Below are 20424 nucleotides of genomic sequence, written 5' to 3' on the forward strand. Positions count from 1 at the left end.
TTTCTGGTGCGTACCGGGCTGAGAGGCGGTGTAAGTGAACTGTAGTTGCCATGTTTTACGGCAATGAGAGCAGAGATAGCGCTGATGTCCGGCAGTGCTTTTGCCGTTACGCACCACGCCTTCAGTAGCGGAGCAGGAAGGACATCTGATGGAAATGGAAGCCACGCAAGCACCTTAAAATCACCATCATACACTAAATCAGTAAGTTGGCAGCATTACCCGCTCAATCTTTGGTATTCCCGAGCAACAGTTTTACTCACCTGTAAAAGGTAAAACTGTTAGCGTCTTCGGTGAAACCTGTGCCACTCCCGTCGGCCCTGCCGCTGGCCCACACACGCAGCTCGCGCAAAATATTGTCACTTCCTGGCTGACTGGCGGACGTTTCATCGAACTAAAAACCGTCCAAATTCTTGACCGCCTGGAGCTGGAAAAGCCCTGTATTGATGCCGAAGACGAGTGCTTTAACACCGAATGGTCTACCGAATTTACCCTGCTTAAAGCCTGGGATGAATACCTCAAAGCCTGGTTTGCCCTGCACCTTCTCGAAGCGATGTTCCAACCTTCTGATTCCGGTAAATCGTTCATCTTTAATATGAGCGTCGGTTACAACCTCGAAGGTATTAAGCAACCGCCAATGCAACAGTTCATCGACAATATGATGGACGCATCTGACCATCCGAAATTCGCGCAATATCGCGATACGCTGAATAAATTACTCCAGGATGACGCATTTTTAGCCCGCCACGGATTGCAGGAAAAACGCGAAAGCTTGCAAGCCTTACCCGCTCGCATCCCCACCAGTATGGTGCAGGGCGTCACCCTCTCCACCATGCACGGCTGTCCTCCGCATGAAATCGAAGCCATTTGCCGCTACATGCTGGAAGAAAAAGGGCTCAACACCTTTGTGAAACTCAACCCGACATTACTGGGGTACGCGCGTGTTCGTGAGATCCTCGATATCTGCGGTTTCGGTTACATAGGCTTAAAAGAAGAGTCATTTGATCACGACCTCAAGCTGACGCAAGCGCTGGAAATGCTGGAACGCCTGATGGCACTGGCAAAAGAAAAATCACTCGGCTTTGGCGTAAAACTGACGAACACTCTCGGCACCATCAACAATAAAGGCGCACTGCCTGGTGAAGAGATGTATATGTCAGGCCGTGCGCTGTTCCCGCTCTCCATCAATGTTGCAGCAGTTCTCTCTCGCGCCTTTGACGGCAAACTGCTCATTTCTTATTCCGGTGGTGCCAGTCAGCTGACTATCCGCGATATTTTTGATACTGGTATTCGCCCTATTACTATGGCAACCGATCTGCTGAAACCTGGCGGCTATCTGCGCTTAAGTGCCTGCATGCGCGAGCTGGAAGGCTCCGACGCCTGGGGACTTGACCATGTTGACGTCGAACGACTGAACCGACTGGCAGCAGACGCGTTAACCATGGAATACACCCAGAAACACTGGAAGCCAGAAGAGCGTATTGAAGTGGCAGAAGACCTGCCGCTGACCGATTGCTACGTTGCCCCCTGTGTTACTGCCTGCGCTATCAAGCAAGATATTCCGGAATACATCCGTCTGCTTGGCGAACACCGCTATGCCGACGCGCTGGAACTCATCTACCAACGCAACGCTCTGCCCGCCATTACCGGTCATATTTGCGATCACCAGTGCCAATACAACTGTACCCGCCTGGATTACGACAGTGCGCTGAATATCCGCGAACTGAAAAAAGTCGCGCTGGAAAAAGGTTGGGATGAATATAAGCAACGCTGGCACAAACCAGCCGGTTCTGGTTCACGCCATCCGGTTGCCGTGATTGGTGCAGGTCCGGCGGGTCTGGCAGCAGGTTACTTCCTTGCCAGAGCGGGCCATCCGGTTACGCTGTTTGAACGCGAAGCCAATGCGGGCGGCGTGGTGAAAAATATCATTCCTCAGTTCCGTATTCCTGCAGAGTTAATTCAGCACGATATCGATTTTGTTGCCGCTCACGGCGTGAAATTTGAGTATGGCTGCTCACCCGATTTGACCGTTGAACAGTTAAAAAATCAGGGCTTCCACTATGTTCTGATTGCCACCGGCACTGATAAAAATAGCGGTGTGAAACTGGCGGGCGACAACCAAAATGTCTGGAAATCACTCCCCTTCCTGCGTGAATACAACAAGGGTACAGCGCTCAAGCTGGGCAAACATGTGGTCGTTGTCGGGGCGGGTAACACCGCAATGGACTGCGCTCGTGCGGCGTTACGCGTTCCAGGCGTAGAAAAAGCAACGATCGTTTACCGTCGTTCACTGCAAGAGATGCCCGCATGGCGCGAAGAGTATGAAGAAGCGTTGCACGACGGCGTGGAGTTCCGTTTCCTGAATAATCCGGAATGTTTCGATGCTGATGGCACCTTAACCTTGCGCGTTATGTCGCTTGGCGAACCCGATGAGAAAGGTCGTCGCCGTCCGGTTGAAACCAACGAAATAGTAACACTGCATGTAGACAGTCTGATCACCGCCATCGGTGAACAGCAGGATACTGAAGCCCTGAATGCGATGGGCGTACCGCTGGACAAAAACGGCTGGCCAGACGTCGACCATAATGGCGAAACTCGTCTGACTGACGTCTTTATGATCGGCGACGTACAGCGCGGACCATCCTCCATTGTCGCTGCTGTCGGAACCGCGCGTCGGGCGACCGATGCCATCCTTAGTCGGGAAAATATCCGTTCCCACCAGAACAATAAATACTGGAACAACGTCAATCCGGCGGAAATCTATCAACGTAAAGGCGATATCTCTATCACGCTGATGAACAGTGACGATCGTGATGCGTTTGTCGCGCAGGAAGCTGCTCGCTGCCTTGAATGTAACTACGTTTGCAGCAAGTGCGTGGATGTCTGCCCGAACCGCGCCAACGTCTCCATTGCAGTCCCTGGCTTCCAGAATAGATTCCAGACGCTGCACCTCGACGCTTACTGTAACGAATGCGGCAACTGCGCTCAGTTCTGTCCGTGGAACTGTAAACCATACAAAGACAAAATCACCGTCTTCAGCCTGGCGCAAGACTTTGATAACAGCAGCAACCCAGGCTTCCTTGTGGAAGATTGCCGGGTACGAGTACGTCTGAATAACCAAAGCTGGGTGTTAAACATCGACAGCGAAGGTCAGTTTAACAACGTACCACCGGAGCTGAACGATATGTGCCGCATCATCAGCCATGTCCACCAGCATCATCATTATCTGCTGGGCCGCGTGGAGGTGTAATCATGTTGATTCTGAAGAATGTCACCGCAGTGCAGTTACACCCGGCGAAAGTGCAGGAAGGCGTTGATATCGCTATCGCTATCGAAAATGACGTGATTGTCGCTATCGGCGATGCCCTGACGCAACGCTACCCCGATGCCAGCTACAAAGAGATGCATGGTCGGATTGTGATGCCGGGAATTGTCTGCTCGCACAACCATTTTTACTCGGGGCTTTCCCGCGGAATTATGGCAAACATCGCCCCCTGCCCGGATTTCATCTCAACGCTGAAAAATCTCTGGTGGCGGCTCGATCGCGCCCTTGATGAAGAGTCGCTCTATTACAGCGGACTGATTTGTTCCCTGGAAGCGATTAAGAGCGGATGTACATCGGTTATCGATCACCATGCCTCTCCGGCGTATATCGGCGGGTCGCTCTCCACATTGCGCGACGCATTTTTAAAAGTTGGCCTGCGCGCAATGACCTGTTTTGAAACTACTGACCGTAACAACGGCATCAAAGAGTTGCAGGAAGGTGTAGAAGAAAACATCCGTTTCGCCCGTTTGATTGATGAGGCGAAGAAAGCGACAAGCGAGCCGTATCTGGTGGAAGCACATATCGGTGCTCACGCGCCGTTTACCGTGCCGGATGCCGGTCTGGAGATGCTGCGTGAAGCCGTGAAAGCCACAGGCCGTGGTTTGCATATTCACGCTGCGGAAGACCTTTACGACGTTTCCTACAGTCACCACTGGTACGGCAAAGACCTGCTGGCACGACTGGCGCAATTCGATCTCATCGACAGCAAAACGCTGGTCGCTCATGGGCTGTACTTGTCGAAAGATGACATCGCCCTACTCAATCAGCGCGATGCGTTCCTGGTGCATAACGCCCGTTCAAACATGAACAACCATGTCGGCTACAACCATCACCTTAGCGACATCCGCAACCTGGCATTGGGAACGGACGGCATTGGTTCGGACATGTTTGAAGAGATGAAATTTGCCTTCTTTAAACATCGCGATACGGGTGGTCCGCTGTGGCCTGACAGTTTTGCCAAAGCCCTGACTAACGGTAACGAACTGATGAGCCGCAACTTTGGCGCGAAATTTGGACTTCTGGAAGCCGGTTACAAAGCTGATTTAACCATTTGCGATTACAACTCACCGACGCCGCTGCTGGCAGACAATATCGCCGGGCATATCGCTTTCGGTATGGGCTCAGGCAGCGTTCACAGCGTGATGGTCAATGGTGTGATGGTCTATGAAGACCGTCAGTTTAACTTCGATTGCGATTCCATTTATGCACAAGCCAGAAAAGCCGCTGCCAGTATGTGGCGTCGGATGGATGCGCTGGCATAAATGACAGATGCCCTCTTCCCGCAGGGAAGAGGGTTAAATAAGGAAAGAAGATGATTGAACAATTTTTCAGGCCCGACTCTGTCGAACAGGCGCTGGAACTGAAGCGCCGCTACCAGGATGAAGCCGTCTGGTTCGCCGGGGGCAGCAAACTCAATGCTACACCAACCCGTACCGATAAAAAGATTGCCATTTCCTTACAGGATCTGGAACTGGACTGGGTTGACTGGGATAACGGTGCACTGCGGATTGGCGCAATGTCTCGCTTGCAGCCACTGCGTGATGCGCGATTTATTCCTGCAGCGCTGCGTGAAGCCCTCGGTTTTGTTTACTCACGCCATGTTCGTAATCAGTCGACCATTGGTGGTGAAATCGCCGCCCGGCAGGAAGAGTCGGTGCTGCTTCCCGTCCTGTTGGCACTGGATGCTGAACTGGTTTTTGGCAACGGCGAAACGCTGTCAATCGAGGACTACCCGGCCTGCCCATGCGATCGCCTGCTAACCGAAATTATCATTAAAGATCCGTATCGCACCTGTGCGACCCGCAAAATTAGCCGTTCTCAGGCAGGTTTAACCGTCGTGACGGCAGCCGTTGCAATGACAGACCACGACGGTATGCGAATTGCGCTGGATGGCGTCGCCAGTAAAGCACTGCGTCTGCATGATGTCGAAAAACAAAATCTGGAAGGCAATGCACTTGAACAGGCTGTCGCCAACGCCATTTTCCCGCAGGAAGATTTGCGGGGCAGCGTGGCCTATAAACGCTATATCACGGGAGTTCTGGTAGCCGACCTGTATGCCGACTGCCAACAGGCTGAGGAGGAAGCCGTATGATCATCCACTTTACTTTAAATGGCGCGCCTCAGGAGCTAACCGTTAATCCAGGCGAAAACGTGCAAAAGCTGTTGTTTAACATGGGAATGCACTCTGTACGCAACAGTGATGATGGCTTCGGGTTTGCTGGTTCTGACGCAATAATCTTTAACGGTAATATCGTTAACGCGTCCTTGCTTATTGCCGCACAGTTAGAGAAGGCAGATATTCGTACCGCAGAATCTCTGGGCAAATGGAACGAGTTAAGTCTGGTTCAACAGGCAATGGTTGATGTTGGCGTGGTGCAGTCTGGTTATAACGATCCAGCTGCAGCTCTGATTATCACCGATCTTCTCGATCGCATCGCCGCACCTACCCGCGAAGAGATCGACGACGCGCTTTCTGGTTTGTTCAGCCGCGATGCTGGCTGGCAGCAATACTATCAGGTCATTGAACTGGCGGTTGCACGTAAAAATAATCCGCAGGCCACCATTGATATCGCTCCGACTTTCCGTGACGACCTAGAAGTCATTGGTAAGCATTATCCTAAAACTGATGCCGCGAAAATGGTGCAGGCGAAACCCTGCTATGTTGAAGACCGCGTAACGGCTGACGCCTGCGTCATTAAAATGTTACGTAGCCCACACGCTCACGCACTGATTACTCATCTGGATGTCAGCAAAGCTGAAGCCTTACCGGGCGTCGTTCACGTTATTACTCACCTGAATTGCCCGGATATCTACTATACCCCGGGTGGTCAGAGCGCACCGGAACCATCACCGCTTGACCGCCGTATGTTCGGCAAGAAAATGCGTCACGTCGGCGATCGTGTTGCTGCGGTCGTCGCAGAAAGTGAAGAAATTGCGCTCGAAGCACTGAAGCTCATCGACGTTGAATATGAAGTGCTTAAGCCGGTAATGTCGATCGACGAAGCAATGGCGGAAGATGCGCCTGTCGTGCACGATGAACCGGTGGTGTATGTTGCTGGTGCGCCAGATACTCTGGAAGACGATAACAGCCATACAGCCCAGCGCGGCGAGCATATGATCATCAACTTCCCGATCGGTTCTCGCCCTCGCAAAAATATCGCCGCCAGTATTCATGGTCATATTGGCGATATGGACAAAGGCTTTGCCGATGCCGATGCCGATGCCGATGCCGATGCCGATGTGATCATTGAGCGAACCTATAACTCAACGCAGGCACAGCAGTGCCCGACTGAAACACATATCTGCTTTACCCGGATGGACGGCGATCGTCTGGTTATCCACGCCTCCACCCAGGTACCATGGCACTTACGCCGCCAGGTCGCGCGCCTCGTGGGCATGAAACAGCATAAAGTTCATGTCATTAAAGAGCGAGTTGGCGGCGGTTTTGGTTCCAAACAGGACATCCTGCTGGAAGAAGTGTGCGCCTGGGCAACCTGCGTGACCGGGCGTCCGGTACTGTTCCGCTACACCCGTGAAGAAGAGTTTATTGCTAACACCTCTCGTCACGTCGCGAAAGTCACCGTCAAACTGGGAGCGAAAAAAGATGGTCGCCTGACGGCAGTGAAGATGGATTTCCGCGCCAACACTGGCCCTTACGGCAACCACTCACTCACCGTACCGTGTAACGGACCGGCGCTGTCGCTGCCGTTATATCCGTGCGATAACGTCGATTTCCAGGTCACCACCTACTACAGCAACATTTGCCCAAATGGTGCTTATCAGGGTTATGGCGCACCGAAAGGTAACTTCGCTATCACCATGGCATTAGCGGAACTGGCTGAACAGTTACAGATCGACCAACTGGAAATTATCGAACGTAACCGGGTACACGAAGGGCAAGAGCTGAAAATTCTCGGTGCAATCGGTGAAGGTAAAGCGCCGACCTCCGTTCCTTCCGCCGCCAGCTGTGCACTGGAAGAGATCCTGCGTCAGGGTCGCGAGATGATCCAATGGTCGTCACCGAAACCGCAAAATGGTGACTGGCACATCGGTCGCGGCGTCGCCATTATCATGCAGAAATCGGGTATCCCGGATATCGATCAGGCTAACTGCATGATCAAACTGGAATCGGACGGCACCTTTATCGTTCATTCTGGCGGTGCGGATATTGGTACTGGTCTGGATACTGTAGTGACGAAACTGGCAGCAGAAGTGCTGCACTGCCCACCGCAGGACGTGCATGTTATCTCCGGTGATACCGATCATGCGTTGTTTGATAAAGGCGCATATGCCTCGTCCGGTACTTGCTTCTCGGGTAACGCGGCGCGTTTGGCAGCGGAAAATCTACGGGAGAAAATTCTGTTCCACGGCGCGCAAATGTTGGGTGAGCCAGTGGCAGATGTTCAACTAGCAACGCCGGGCGTCGTGCGCGGCAAGAAAGGCGAAGTCAGCTTCGGGGATATTGCTCATAAAGGCGAAACCGGCACCGGCTTTGGTTCACTGGTGGGAACTGGCAGTTATATCACGCCTGATTTCGCCTTCCCGTATGGCGCAAACTTCGCTGAAGTTGCCGTCAACACGCGTACGGGTGAAATCCGCCTGGATAAATTCTACGCCTTGCTGGACTGCGGTACACCGGTCAACCCGGAATTAGCATTGGGACAAATCTACGGTGCTACCCTGCGAGCTATCGGCCACAGTATGAGCGAAGAGATCATTTATGACGCCGAAGGTCACCCGTTAACGCGTGATTTACGCAGCTACGGCGCACCGAAAATTGGTGACATTCCGCGTGATTTCCGCGCAGTGCTGGTGCCGAGCGACGATAAAGTCGGCCCGTTCGGGGCGAAATCGATCTCGGAAATCGGTGTAAATGGCGCAGCTCCGGCGATTGCTACCGCAATTCACGATGCATGCGGCATCTGGTTACGCGAATGGCATTTCACACCGGAGAGAATACTCACCGCGCTGGAAAAGATATAAATAATAAATGGCCGCTTCGGCGGCCTGTTTCTCTGTTTGGACGATGACTAAATAGTGACTGCGAAAATGAGATAAGCCGTTCTCAAGGCGTCCTGCGCCCCAAATTCGTGGGAATTTATTTTACTAATTCAGATGATCAAATTTACTTTAAAAGGAGTGAAGGGATGTCTGATATAAACCATGCAGGTTCTGACCTTATATTTGAACTGGAGGATCTCCCTCCCTTTCATCAGGCTCTCGTTGGTGCCATTACCCATCTGTTGGCAATTTTCGTTCCGATGGTAACCCCCGCGTTAATCGTGGGTGCGGCCTTACAGCTTTCCGCTGAAACAACTGCCTATCTTGTTTCAATGGCGATGATCGCCTCTGGTATTGGTACCTGGTTACAAGTAAACCGCTACGGCATCGTCGGTTCTGGCCTACTCTCAATTCAGTCAGTCAATTTTTCATTTGTTACGGTCATGATTGCGCTGGGCAGCAGCATGAAAAGCGACGGTTTTCACGAAGAGTTAATCATGTCGTCGCTTCTTGGCGTCTCCTTCGTTGGCGCATTTCTGGTTGTCGGCTCTTCTTTTATCCTGCCCTATTTACGTCGGGTTATTACGCCTACTGTCAGCGGTATTGTGGTACTGATGATCGGCTTAAGCCTGATTAAAGTCGGCATTATTGATTTTGGTGGAGGATTTGCTGCCAAAAGCAGCGGTACCTTCGGCAATTACGAACATCTCGGCGTTGGTTTATTGGTTTTGATTGTGGTGATCGGCTTTAACTGCTGTCGCAGTCCGTTGCTACGCATGGGAGGGATCGCTATTGGGCTATGTGTCGGCTATATCGCATCGTTATGCCTGGGCATGGTGGATTTCAGCAGTATGCGCAATTTGCCGTTAATCACCATCCCACATCCATTCAAATACGGCTTTAGTTTTAGCTTCCATCAGTTCCTGGTGGTTGGCACGATTTATCTGCTTAGCGTGCTGGAAGCAGTCGGCGATATCACCGCCACGGCAATGGTTTCCCGCCGCCCCATTCAGGGGGAAGAGTATCAGTCCCGACTGAAAGGCGGCGTGCTGGCAGATGGTCTGGTTTCTGTTATCGCCTCCGCTGTCGGTTCATTACCATTAACCACGTTTGCGCAAAATAATGGTGTTATTCAGATGACTGGCGTCGCTTCACGTTATGTCGGGCGAACCATCGCGGTAATGCTGGTTATCCTCGGCTTATTTCCGATGATTGGCGGCTTCTTCACGACCATTCCCTCGGCAGTTCTGGGAGGCGCAATGACGTTGATGTTTTCCATAATTGCAATCGCAGGGATTCGCATCATCATCACCAACGGTTTAAAGCGCCGTGAAACACTTATTGTCGCCACTTCTTTAGGTTTAGGGCTTGGCGTCTCCTACGATCCCGAAATTTTTAAAATATTGCCAGCCTCTATTTATGTATTAGTTGAAAACCCTATTTGTGCTGGCGGGTTAACTGCGATTTTATTAAATATTATCCTCCCTGGTGGCTACCGACAGGAAAACGTTCTGCCTGGTATTACCTCAGCGGAAGAGATGGATTAACAGTAAAGGAGTCAATGATGTCAGGAGAACACACGTTAAAAGCGGTACGAGGCAGTTTTATTGATGTCACCCGTACGGTAGATAACCCGGAAGAGATTGCCTCTGCGCTGCGGTTTATTGAGGATGGTTTATTACTCATTAAACAGGGAAAAGTGGAATGGTTTGGCGAATGGGAAGACGGAAAGCATCAAATTCCTGACACTATTCGCGTGCGCGACTATCGCGGCAAACTGATAGTACCGGGCTTTGTCGATACACATATCCATTATCCGCAAAGTGAAATGGTGGGGGCCTATGGTGAACAATTGCTGGAGTGGTTGAATAAACACACCTTCCCTACTGAACGTCGTTATGAGGATTTAGAGTACGCCCGCGAAATGTCGGCGTTCTTCATCAAGCAGCTTTTACGTAACGGAACCACCACGGCGCTGGTGTTTGGCACTGTTCATCCGCAATCCGTTGATGCGCTGTTTGAAGCCGCCAGTCATATCAATATGCGTATGATTGCCGGTAAGGTGATGATGGACCGCAACGCACCGGATTATCTGCTAGACACTGCCGAAAGCAGCTATCACCAAAGCAAAGAACTGATCGAACGCTGGCACAAAAATGGTCGTCTGTTGTATGCGATTACGCCACGCTTCGCCCCTACCTCATCTCCTGAACAGATGGCGATGGCGCAACGCCTGAAAGAAGAATATCCGGATACGTGGGTACATACCCATCTCTGTGAAAACAAAGATGAAATTGCCTGGGTGAAATCGCTTTATCCTGACCATGATGGTTATCTGGGTGTTTACCATCAGTACGGCCTGACCGGTAAAAACTGTGTCTTTGCTCACTGCGTCCATCTCGAAGAAAAAGAGTGGGATCGTCTCAGCGAAACCAAATCCAGCATTGCTTTCTGTCCGACCTCCAACCTTTACCTCGGCAGCGGCTTATTCAACTTGAAAAAAGCATGGCAGAAGAAAGTTAAAGTGGGCATGGGAACGGATATCGGTGCCGGAACCACTTTCAACATGCTGCAAACGCTGAACGAAGCCTACAAAGTGTTGCAATTACAAGGCTATCGCCTCTCGGCATATGAAGCGTTTTACCTGGCCACGCTCGGCGGAGCGAAATCTCTGGGCCTTGACGATTTGATTGGCAACTTTTTACCTGGCAAAGAGGCTGATTTCGTGGTGATGGAACCCACCGCCACTCCGCTACAGCAGCTGCGCTATGACAACTCTGTTTCTTTAGTCGACAAATTGTTCGTGATGATGACGTTGGGCGATGACCGTTCGAGCTACCGCACCTACGTTGATGGTCGTCTGGTGTACGAACGCAACTAATAATAAAACTTTAACATCCTCGTGAGGACATCATTATGTCTGGAGACATCCTACAAACACCGGACGCACCAAAGCCACAGGGCGCGCTGGATAATTATTTTAAAATTACCGCTCGTGGCAGTACCGTTCGTCAGGAAGTACTGGCTGGCTTAACGACCTTTCTGGCCATGGTTTATTCCGTTATCGTCGTTCCGGGAATGCTGGGCAAAGCAGGTTTTCCTCCCGCAGCTGTGTTTGTTGCCACCTGTCTGGTCGCGGGCTTCGGCTCGTTGCTGATGGGATTATGGGCCAATTTGCCAATGGCGATTGGTTGCGCGATTTCCTTGACGGCGTTTACCGCATTCAGTCTGGTACTCGGGCAACAAATTAGCGTTCCTGTCGCACTGGGCGCGGTATTTCTGATGGGCGTCATCTTCACCGCCATTTCCGTAACCGGTGTGCGTACCTGGATCTTACGTAATTTGCCGATGGGTATCGCTCATGGTACAGGTATCGGTATTGGCCTGTTTCTGCTGCTGATTGCTGCTAACGGTGTGGGTATGGTTATCAAAAACCCGATTGAAGGCTTGCCAGTGGCGCTCGGTGCGTTTACCTCCTTCCCGGTGATGATGAGCTTGCTGGGGCTGGCGGTCATCTTCGGTCTGGAGAAGTGTCGCGTACCCGGCGGGATCTTGTTGGTGATTATTGCAATTTCGATCATCGGCTTAATCTTTGATCCAGCGGTGAAGTACCACGGTCTGGTGGCGATGCCAAGCCTGACTGGCGAAGATGGTAAGTCTCTGATTTTCAGCCTCGATATTATGGGTGCACTCCAGCCAACTGTACTTCCGAGTGTACTGGCATTGGTGATGACCGCAGTGTTCGACGCTACTGGCACCATCCGTGCCGTCGCCGGTCAGGCGAATTTGTTGGATAAAGACAACCAGATCATCAACGGCGGCAAAGCCCTGACCAGTGACTCAGTAAGTTCAATATTCTCCGGCCTGGTGGGCGCAGCGCCCGCAGCGGTTTATATCGAATCAGCGGCAGGAACCGCCGCCGGGGGTAAAACAGGGTTGACCGCAACCGTAGTGGGGGCGTTATTCCTGTTAATTCTGTTTTTATCACCGCTGTCATTTTTGATCCCTGGTTACGCCACTGCCCCCGCTCTGATGTACGTGGGTTTGCTGATGTTAAGTAACGTCTCGAAGCTGGATTTCAATGATTTTATTGACGCTATGGCTGGCCTGGTGTGTGCCGTGTTCATCGTTCTGACTTGTAATATTGTTACCGGTATTATGCTGGGCTTTGTGACACTGGTCGTAGGCCGCGTCTTTGCACGCGAATGGCAAAAGCTGAATATTGGTACAGTGATCATTACTGCTGCACTGGTCGCGTTTTACGCGGGTGGTTGGGCAATCTAAGAGATTCTCCGCGCCTTTCAGCGCGGAGATTTCTTTCAGAGAGGATTCTCACCGCTGGCAACAATACGCTGCTGGAGGACTCGCCTGAGTTCTCTTTCAGTAAGCAACTGCAGCGCCTGTGTCGGGCAACATTCAACGCAGGCTGGCCCCTCTTCCCGCTGTTCACAGAGATCGCATTTCACGATTTGTTGCCGGGTATCCCCCGGCAACGACTGAATGGTGATCATTCCAAACGGGCACGCACTGACGCAACTCTGACAGCCAATACAACGGGCAGAATTGGTCTGCACCACCTGCTCGCCCATCGTCAGCGCCCCCACGGGGCAAGCGCCAACACAAGGGGCGTTTTCACACTGATGGCACATCACCGGCGCACTGATGCTGTCCAGTCGCTGTACCTTCAGCCGGGGTAAAAAGACATCGGCATTCAACTCCTGTTCTGAAGGGTGAGCGACCACACAGGCTACTTCACAAGTACGGCAGCCAATACAGTCAGCCGGATTAACGATAATTAACGATTTCATCACGATGCCTTCGTATCAAACAGAGTTAACATATCGCGCGCCGCCTGCCTTCCTGCGGCCATTGCAGTGACAACCAGATCCGCGCCATGAACTGCATCCCCACCAGCAAAGACTTTTTTCAGATGCGTCTGGGTAGGTAAATACCCGACGTCACCGGTTTGAATCAGGCCCCATTTATCGAGTTTAATTCCGCTGCCCTGCAACCACGGCATGGCATGCGCCTGGAAACCAAAGGCCATAATGAGAACATCGGCGGGCAATTCAAACTCTGAACCCGCAACCGGACGAGGACGACGGCGACCATCCGGCCCCGGCTCACCCATGGCGGTACGAATCAGGCCCACCGCAGTTAAAACGCCCATCTTCGTCACAAGCGATATATTGCGGTTGAACATTGAACTGAAACTCGACACCTTCCTCGCGCGCATTAACCACCTCTTTGCGCGAGCCCGGCATACTGACTTCATCACGACGATACGCGCAGGTCACGCTGGCGGCATTGAGGCGGATGGAAGTCCGCAAACAATCCATTGTCGTATCGCCACCGCCAATACCACGACTCGCTTACCTTCCACGTCCGTCAGCGGATACTCTTCAGACTCCGGCAATCCCATGAGCTGGCGGGTATGGGCAGTCAGGAACGGTAGAGCCTGAATGACACCGGGCGCATCTTCATGCGGCAGATCTGCTCGCATCATCCCGTAAGTCCCCACGCCGATGAAAACTGCATCATATTCAGAAGTTAAATCGCTAAAGGTAATATCGCGGCCAATTTCACAGTTGAGATGAAAGTCGATTCCCATTGCGGTGAATATCTCTCGCCGCTGGCTTAATACCGTTTTATCGAGTTTGAAAGGAGGAATGCCAAAAGTCAGCATACCGCCAATTTCTGGATGGCGATCAAAGACATCAACCTGAACTCCTGCGCGCGCAGAATATCAGCACACCCTAACCCTGCTGGCCCAGTGCCAATCACCGCCACTTTTTCGCTACGGGGAACAACTTTGCTGACATCGGGACGCCAGCCCATCGCCAGCGCAGTATCGGTGATGTAGCGTTCCAGATTACCGATAGTGACTGCGCCAGAGTGATCTTTCAAAGTACATGCTCCTTCACAAAGACGGTCCTGTGGGCATACCCTGCCGCAGATTTCTGGTAAGGAACTGGTCTGGTGGCAAAGTTCTGCCGCTTCAATAATATTTCCTTCCTGTACCAGACGGATGTAATCCGGAATAGCGTTATGCAGCGGGCAATGCCAGTTGCAGTTAGCTTTTTCGGCACAATAAACACAGCGGTCACTCTCATAAGTCGCTTGCAGTGGATCCAGCCCGCAATAGATTTCGCCAAAGTGGGTTTTCCGTTCACTCGCTGAAATTTTATCTGCGCCTTTACGCGAGTTAACAGGGAGCATCGCTGCACTGCGAGATGGCTGAGCGTCTGATGACGCTTTTCCTGCTGCCGTTTTGCGCTGGCGGGCCACCTTTATCTGCTGTAGCCCTTTATCGTCCATCAGTCGTAACGCCTGTGTTGGGCAGACTTAAATACAGGCTTGCGTGCCGGAACTGCGCTGGTTACAAAGGTCGCATTTCTGCGCAATCGTATCGACCATCTCAACGACGCCAAAGGGGCAAGCGATTGCGCATCTTTTACAACCAATACATTTTTTCTCGTCCAGTTGTACGCTATCGGACTGGAAAGTCAGAGCATTAACCGGACAAGCCGTAACGCAAGGGGCATTGTTGCAGTGATGGCAGGCCACCGGATTCGCAGCCTGGCCTTTCCCTACAACGTGGATACGCGGTCGAAAGTCACTGTGACTCAGCGGCCAGTTTTCTTGATTGTGTGCCACCGCACAGGCAATTTCACAAGCATGACAGCCTATACATTCCGCAGCTTCAGCAGCGATAAACTTATTCATTTGCATCCCTTTCATTTAATGAGTTATGTCTTCTCAAATTTCGCGATGCAATAAACGGGCATATATTAGGTAGCATGACCGTTTTAATTATAATTTTGCGACTGAGTTCAAATTATTGCCCCTCAATCTATGCCGCTTTCATTATTTCAACATTGCCGATCAAAAGAGTGCTATCCAGATAAAAACGATTAAATGCGAGAGTACGACATGCCAGAATGATTAATGAAATATCAATATGAGAAAATTACAGATAATTCCATTGTCAGGTTCTCTTCTCATTTTCGTGGTTTAACCACGATTATGTGATTGCCTCCGCAATTCCTGTCTCTAACTCCCCTTCCTCGCAAAAACTGGCACTCCACGAGCATGTGTTTAGACAGTTTCATTAACGTAAACGGTTTCTTTTTACTCTGGCGGGCGAAAGGAGAAACACTGATGAGCGCCATAGATTCCCAACTTCTCTCATCTTCTGGGCAAGACCGCCCAACTGATGAGGTTGACCGCATATTATCACCAGGAAAGCTGATCATACTCGGTCTGCAACACGTCCTTGTCATGTACGCAGGTGCAGTCGCTGTTCCTCTTATGATTGGTGACCGACTGGGCCTCTCAAAAGAAGCTATTGCGATGCTCATTAGCTCGGATCTCTTTTGCTGCGGGATCGTCACATTATTGCAATGTATCGGTATCGGCCGCTTTATGGGGATCCGCCTGCCGGTGATTATGTCGGTGACCTTTGCTGCTGTAACACCAATGATAGCCATTGGGATGAACCCGGATATTGGCCTGCTGGGGATATTTGGTGCCACTATCGCCGCGGGTTTTATCACCACATTATTAGCGCCACTTATCGGTCGCTTGATGCCTTTATTCCCGCCACTGGTTACCGGTGTGGTTATTACTTCTGTCGGACTTAGCATCATTCAGGTGGGTATTGACTGGGCCGCCGGAGGTAAAGGGAATCCGCAATATGGTAATCCCGTTTATTTAGGTATCTCCTTTGCCGTCTTAATTTTTATCTTGCTCATTACTCGCTATGCGAAAGGATTTATGTCCAACGTCGCCGTATTACTGGGGATTGTATTTGGCTTTTTACTTTCGTGGATGATGAATGAAGTCAATTTATCCGGGCTACATGATGCCTCGTGGTTTGCGATTGTCACCCCGATGTCGTTTGGTATGCCGATTTTCGATCCCGTTTCCATTCTGACCATGACTGCCGTGTTAATCATCGTGTTTATCGAGTCGATGGGGATGTTCCTGGCACTGGGTGAAATAGTCGGTCGTAAACTCTCTTCACACGATATTATTCGCGGGCTGCGTGTCGATGGCGTAGGGACAATGATAGGCGGCACGTTTAACAGCTTCCCCCACACGTCATTTTCTCAAAACGTTGGCCTGGTTAGCGTGACGCGCGTTCATAGCCGCTGGGTGTGTATTTCTTCGGGAATTATATTAATCCTGTTTGGCATGGTGCCAAAAATGGCGGTGCTGGTAGCCTCCATTCCGCAATTTGTGCTGGGCGGCGCTGGTCTAGTGATGTTCGGCATGGTACTGGCGACAGGGATTCGAATTCTGTCGCGCTGTAACTACACCACCAACCGTTACAACCTCTATATTGTGGCGATCAGTCTCGGCGTTGGCATGACTCCGACGCTCTCTCACGATTTCTTTTCTAAGTTACCGGCCGTACTGCAACCGCTGCTACATAGCGGCATTATGCTCGCAACCCTTAGCGCCGTTGTGCTGAACGTCTTCTTTAATGGCTATCAGCATCATGCTGACCTGGTGAAGGAATCCGTCTCTGATAAAGATTTAAAAGTCAGGACAGTACGTATGTGGCTTCTGATGCGCAAGCTGAAGAAAAATGAGCATGGAGAATAATATAAATCTTTTAATGCGCGCTATATTCAGTCTGCTGTTGCTTTTTACTCTCTCTATTCCTGTCATTTCTGACTGTGTTGCAATGGCCATTGAAAGTCGCTTCAAATATATGATGCTACTTTTTTAAATGGTTTTTACCTGTCGGCATCCGCTCAAAACGGGCGGTTGTCGATAAACGCTCACTTGGTTAATCATTTCACTCTTCAATTATCTATAATGATGAGTGATCAGAATTACATGTGAGAAATTATGCAAACGGAACACGTCATTTTATTGAATGCACAGGGAGTTCCCACGGGTACGCTGGAAAAGTATGCCGCACACACGGCAGACACCCTCTTACATCTCGCGTTCTCCAGTTGGCTGTTTAATGCCAAGGGGCAATTATTAGTTACCCGCCGCGCACTGAGCAAAAAAGCATGGCCTGGCGTGTGGACTAACTCGGTTTGTGGGCACCCACAACTGGGAGAAAGCAACGAAGACGCAGTGATCCGCCGTTGCCGTTATGAGCTTGGCGTGGAAATTACGCCTCCTGAATCTATCTATCCTGACTTTCGCTATCGCGCCACCGATCCGAATGGCATTGTGGAAAATGAAGTGTGTCCGGTATTTGCCGCACGCACCAACAGTGCGTTACAGATCAACGATGATGAAGTGATGGATTATCAATGGTGTGATTTAGCAGATGTATTACACGGTATTGATGCCACGCCGTGGGCGTTCAGTCCGTGGATGGTAATGCAGGCAGCCAATAGTGAAGCAAGAAAATTGTTGTCTGCTTTCGCGCAGCACAATTAAAAAACCCCGACATTTGTCGGGGTTATTAGCATAACGTAATGCTTATTTTACTGGACGCATCGCCGGGAACAGAATAACGTCGCGGATGGTATGGCTGTTGGTGAACAGCATTACCATACGGTCGATACCAATTCCCAGACCTGCTGTCGGCGGTAAGCCGTGTTCCAGTGCGGTGACGTAATCTTCGTCGTAGAACATCGCTTCGTCGTCACCTGCGTCTTTCGCGGCAACCTGATCCAGGAAGCGCTGCGCCTGATCTTCCGCGTCATTCAGCTCGCTAAAGCCGTTACCGATTTCACGGCCACCGATGAAGAACTCAAAGCGGTCTGTGATTTCCGGGTTAATGTCGTTACGACGCGCCAGCGGAGAAACTTCTGCCGGATATTCAGTAATGAAGGTCGGCTGAATCAGATGTGCTTCTGCCACTTCTTCGAAGATCTCGGTAACGATACGGCCCAGACCCCAGCTCTTCTCAACGTGGATGCCGATAGATTCAGCAATCGCTTTTGCAGAGTCGAAGTTGTCCAGATCCGCCATGTCGGTTTCCGGGCGATATTTCTTGATCGCTTCACGCATGGTCAGTTTTTCGAACGGTTTACCGAAGTCCAGCGTCACGTCGCCGTAGGTGACTTCCGTCTTACCGAGAATATCCTGTGCCAGAGTACGGAACAGCGATTCGGTCAGCTCGATCAGATCTTTGTAATCTGCGTAAGCCATATAGAGTTCCATCATGGTGAACTCTGGGTTATGACGTACGGAAATACCTTCGTTACGGAAGTTACGGTTGATTTCGAATACACGCTCGAAGCCACCGACCACCAGACGCTTGAGGTACAGTTCCGGCGCGATACGCAGGTACATGTCAAGATCCAGCGCGTTATGATGGGTGATAAACGGACGCGCAGCGGCACCGCCTGGGATCACCTGCATCATCGGCGTTTCAACTTCCATAAAGCCGCGATTTACCATGAACTGGCGAATGCCAGAGAGGATCTGCGAACGCACTTTAAAGGTGTTGCGGGATTCATCGTTAGAGATGAGATCCAGATAACGCTGACGATAGCGCGCTTCCTGATCCTGCAAGCCGTGGAATTTGTCCGGCAGCGGACGCAGTGCTTTGGTCAGCAGACGCAGCTCGGTGCAGTGGATAGACAGTTCGCCGGTTTTGGTTTTGAACAGTTTACCTTTCGCGCCGAGGATGTCGCCGAGATCCCATTTTTTGAACTGCTCGTTGTAAACGCCTTCCGGAAGATCGTCACGGGCAACGTACAGCTGAATACGACCGCCAACGTCCTGCAGGGTAACAAAAGAGGCTTTACCCATAATACGGCGGGTCATCATGCGGCCAGCAACGGCGACTTCGATGTTCAGCGCTTCCAGTTCTTCGTTCTCTTTACCGTCGAATTCTGCGTGCAATTGGTCAGAGGTATGATCGCGACGGAAATCGTTCGGGAAGGCAATTCCCTGCTCACGCAGGTTCGCCAGCTTCTCACGACGCGTTTTCAGTTCATTGTTAAGATCGACTACCGCGTCAGCGCCCTGTGCGTGTTGTTCAGACATGTTGGTTCCTCATAACCCTGCTTTCAAACTTGCTTCGATAAATTGATCCAGGCTGCCGTCCAGCACGGCCTGCGTATTGCGGGTTTCAACCCCGGTGCGCAGATCTTTAATGCGGGAGTCATCAAGGACATAAGAACGAATCTGGCTGCCCCAGCCGATGTCGGATTTGTTATCTTCCATCGCCTGTTTCTCAGCATTTTTCTTCTGCATCTCCAGTTCATAAAGCTTCGCTTTCATCTGCTTCATGGCCTGGTCTTTATTCTTGTGCTGGGAACGGTCGTTCTGGCACTGGGTCACGATCCCGGTCGGGATGTGGGTAATACGCACCGCAGATTCGGTACGGTTAACGTGCTGACCGCCCGCGCCGGACGCGCGATAAACGTCAATGCGCAGATCCGCCGGGTTGATTTCGATATCAATATCATCATCAACTTCCGGATAAACAAACGCGGAGCTGAACGACGTGTGGCGACGACCGCCGGAGTCAAACGGGCTCTTACGCACCAGGCGGTGAACGCCAGTTTCTGTACGCAGCCAGCCGTAAGCGTAATCGCCGGAGATTTTGATCGTCACGGATTTAATACCCGCCACTTCACCTTCCGACTCTTCGATGATTTCAGTTTTGAAACCACGCGATTCTGCCCAGCGCAAATACATACGCTCAAGCATGCTCGCCCAGTCCTGTGCTTCCGTACCGCCAGACCCCGCCTGAATATCGAGGTAGCAGTCGGCGCTGTCATATTCGCCAGAGAACATACGGCGGAACTCAAGCTGCGCCAGTTTTTCTTCCAGGGCGTCGAGTTCAGCAACGGCTTCGTTAAAGGTTTCTTCGTCGTCAGCTTCTACAGCCAGTTCCAGCAGACCAGAAACATCTTCCAGCCCCTGTTTCATTTGGTCGAGGGTGTCGACAACGGCTTCGAGGGAGGAACGCTCTTTACCCAGCGCCTGTGCGCGTTCGGGTTCGTTCCAGACATCCGGCTGTTCCAGCTCGGCGTTTACTTCTTCCAGACGCTCTTTCTTGGCGTCGTAGTCAAAGATACCCCCTAAGAACGTCGGAGCGTTCCGTGAGGTCCTGAATGCGATTATTTACCGGATTAATTTCAAACATGGTCTGATTTCTTTTATTGAGCTAG

At 51.3% G+C, this 20424-nt stretch carries 15 protein-coding genes and 1 pseudogene; 10 read left to right on the forward strand and 6 right to left on the reverse strand.

Features of this window, described 5'->3' with window-relative positions:
- On the reverse strand, positions 1-165 hold a 165-nt coding region (locus BGK49_RS28390), incomplete at its 3' end, for an IS1 family transposase (protein ID WP_047664789.1).
- Positions 166-214: 49 nt separating this feature from the next.
- On the opposite strand from BGK49_RS28390, the gene ygfK reads away from it, so the two are divergent.
- The 7 genes from ygfK to ghxQ all read left to right on the forward strand — a co-directional run bounded on the left by ygfK (position 215) and on the right by ghxQ (position 12607).
- Complete coding sequence (gene ygfK, locus BGK49_RS21115; RefSeq protein ID WP_032335817.1) at positions 215-3247, forward strand: putative selenate reductase subunit YgfK; 3033 nt, start codon at positions 215-217, stop codon at positions 3245-3247.
- 2 nt (positions 3248-3249) lie between these two features.
- The gene (gene ssnA / locus BGK49_RS21120; RefSeq protein ID WP_000906232.1) at positions 3250-4584 is read left to right on the forward strand and encodes a putative aminohydrolase SsnA; all 1335 of its coding nucleotides are present in this window, start codon (positions 3250-3252) and stop codon (positions 4582-4584) included.
- Between the two features lie 50 nt (positions 4585-4634).
- Positions 4635-5414, forward strand: coding sequence for a molybdopterin-dependent oxidoreductase FAD-binding subunit (gene ygfM, locus BGK49_RS21125; protein ID WP_000572471.1), 780 nt, complete (start codon positions 4635-4637; stop codon positions 5412-5414).
- Positions 5411-8305, forward strand: a complete 2895-nt coding sequence (locus BGK49_RS21130; protein WP_069375831.1) for a molybdopterin-dependent oxidoreductase Mo/Fe-S-binding subunit — start codon at positions 5411-5413, stop codon at positions 8303-8305. The genes ygfM and BGK49_RS21130 overlap by 4 nt, the downstream gene beginning before the upstream one ends.
- 164 nt (positions 8306-8469) lie before the next feature.
- Entirely contained in the window at positions 8470-9870 is a 1401-nt protein-coding gene (gene xanQ, locus BGK49_RS21135; RefSeq protein WP_001280171.1) for a xanthine/proton symporter XanQ, read from the forward strand.
- Positions 9871-9887: 17 nt separating this feature from the next.
- The gene (gene guaD / locus BGK49_RS21140) at positions 9888-11204 is read left to right on the forward strand and encodes a guanine deaminase (RefSeq protein WP_005044108.1); all 1317 of its coding nucleotides are present in this window, start codon (positions 9888-9890) and stop codon (positions 11202-11204) included.
- 35 nt (positions 11205-11239) lie between these two features.
- The gene (gene ghxQ, locus BGK49_RS21145) at positions 11240-12607 is read left to right on the forward strand and encodes a guanine/hypoxanthine transporter GhxQ (protein WP_000012163.1); all 1368 of its coding nucleotides are present in this window, start codon (positions 11240-11242) and stop codon (positions 12605-12607) included.
- A 35-nt stretch (positions 12608-12642) separates the two neighbouring features.
- Here ghxQ and BGK49_RS21150 read toward each other — a convergent pair whose 3' ends face one another.
- Together BGK49_RS21150 and ygfT are read right to left on the reverse strand one after the other, a co-directional pair.
- Complete coding sequence (locus BGK49_RS21150; RefSeq protein WP_000838425.1) at positions 12643-13131, reverse strand: 4Fe-4S dicluster domain-containing protein; 489 nt, start codon at positions 13129-13131, stop codon at positions 12643-12645.
- Positions 13131-15049 (reverse strand): annotated as a pseudogene (gene ygfT / locus BGK49_RS21155) (formate-dependent uric acid utilization protein YgfT). The gene BGK49_RS21150 and the pseudogene ygfT overlap by 1 nt, the downstream one beginning before the upstream one ends.
- 435 nt (positions 15050-15484) lie before the next feature.
- On the opposite strand from ygfT, the gene uacT reads away from it, so the two are divergent.
- Positions 15485-16933: a urate/proton symporter UacT gene (gene uacT, locus BGK49_RS21165; protein WP_024259665.1), complete on the forward strand. Its 1449-nt coding sequence runs from the start codon at positions 15485-15487 to the stop codon at positions 16931-16933.
- A gap of 1 nt (position 16934) precedes the next feature.
- A complete protein-coding gene (gene yqfG, locus BGK49_RS21170) occupies positions 16935-17060 on the forward strand; it encodes a protein YqfG (protein ID WP_001050745.1) in 126 nt (41 codons plus the stop codon).
- Here the strand turns inward: yqfG and BGK49_RS29915 are convergent.
- Entirely contained in the window at positions 17057-17128 is a 72-nt protein-coding gene (locus BGK49_RS29915; protein WP_120795390.1) for a protein YqfH, read from the reverse strand. The two genes, yqfG and BGK49_RS29915, sit on opposite strands and share 4 nt — an antisense overlap.
- A gap of 54 nt (positions 17129-17182) precedes the next feature.
- On the opposite strand from BGK49_RS29915, the gene idi reads away from it, so the two are divergent.
- On the forward strand, positions 17183-17731 hold the full coding sequence (idi, locus tag BGK49_RS21175; protein WP_001192790.1) for an isopentenyl-diphosphate Delta-isomerase: 549 nt from the start codon (positions 17183-17185) through the stop codon (positions 17729-17731).
- Between the two features lie 42 nt (positions 17732-17773).
- Here idi and lysS read toward each other — a convergent pair whose 3' ends face one another.
- Complete coding sequence (gene lysS, locus BGK49_RS21180) at positions 17774-19291, reverse strand: lysine--tRNA ligase (RefSeq protein ID WP_000003068.1); 1518 nt, start codon at positions 19289-19291, stop codon at positions 17774-17776.
- A gap of 9 nt (positions 19292-19300) precedes the next feature.
- Positions 19301-20399, reverse strand: a protein-coding gene (prfB, locus tag BGK49_RS21185) for a peptide chain release factor 2 (protein WP_001701073.1) whose coding sequence is annotated in 2 segments (ribosomal slippage) — positions 19301-20323 and positions 20325-20399 — 1098 coding nt in all. Because the reading frame shifts where the segments join, the coding sequence is not laid out codon by codon here.
- Positions 20400-20424: the final 25 nt, after the last annotated feature.

This window comes from Shigella sp. FC1544, assembly GCF_001722145.1.
GTDB classification, from domain to species: domain Bacteria; phylum Pseudomonadota; class Gammaproteobacteria; order Enterobacterales; family Enterobacteriaceae; genus Escherichia; species Escherichia coli.

What these genes read in the sequence shown, in the direction of transcription:
- ssnA (WP_000906232.1), top strand. Translation starts at nt 3,250, where the DNA reads ATGTTGATTCTGAAGAATGTCACCGCAGTGCAGTTACACCCGGCGAAA.
- ygfM (WP_000572471.1), top strand. Translation starts at nt 4,635, where the DNA reads ATGATTGAACAATTTTTCAGGCCCGACTCTGTCGAACAGGCGCTGGAA.
- BGK49_RS21130 (WP_069375831.1), top strand. Translation starts at nt 5,411, where the DNA reads ATGATCATCCACTTTACTTTAAATGGCGCGCCTCAGGAGCTAACCGTT.
- xanQ (WP_001280171.1), top strand. Translation starts at nt 8,470, where the DNA reads ATGTCTGATATAAACCATGCAGGTTCTGACCTTATATTTGAACTGGAG.
- guaD (WP_005044108.1), top strand. Translation starts at nt 9,888, where the DNA reads ATGTCAGGAGAACACACGTTAAAAGCGGTACGAGGCAGTTTTATTGAT.
- ghxQ (WP_000012163.1), top strand. Translation starts at nt 11,240, where the DNA reads ATGTCTGGAGACATCCTACAAACACCGGACGCACCAAAGCCACAGGGC.
- BGK49_RS21150 (WP_000838425.1), bottom strand. Translation starts at nt 13,131, where the DNA reads ATGAAATCGTTAATTATCGTTAATCCGGCTGACTGTATTGGCTGCCGT.
- uacT (WP_024259665.1), top strand. Translation starts at nt 15,485, where the DNA reads ATGAGCGCCATAGATTCCCAACTTCTCTCATCTTCTGGGCAAGACCGC.
- idi (WP_001192790.1), top strand. Translation starts at nt 17,183, where the DNA reads ATGCAAACGGAACACGTCATTTTATTGAATGCACAGGGAGTTCCCACG.
- lysS (WP_000003068.1), bottom strand. Translation starts at nt 19,291, where the DNA reads ATGTCTGAACAACACGCACAGGGCGCTGACGCGGTAGTCGATCTTAAC.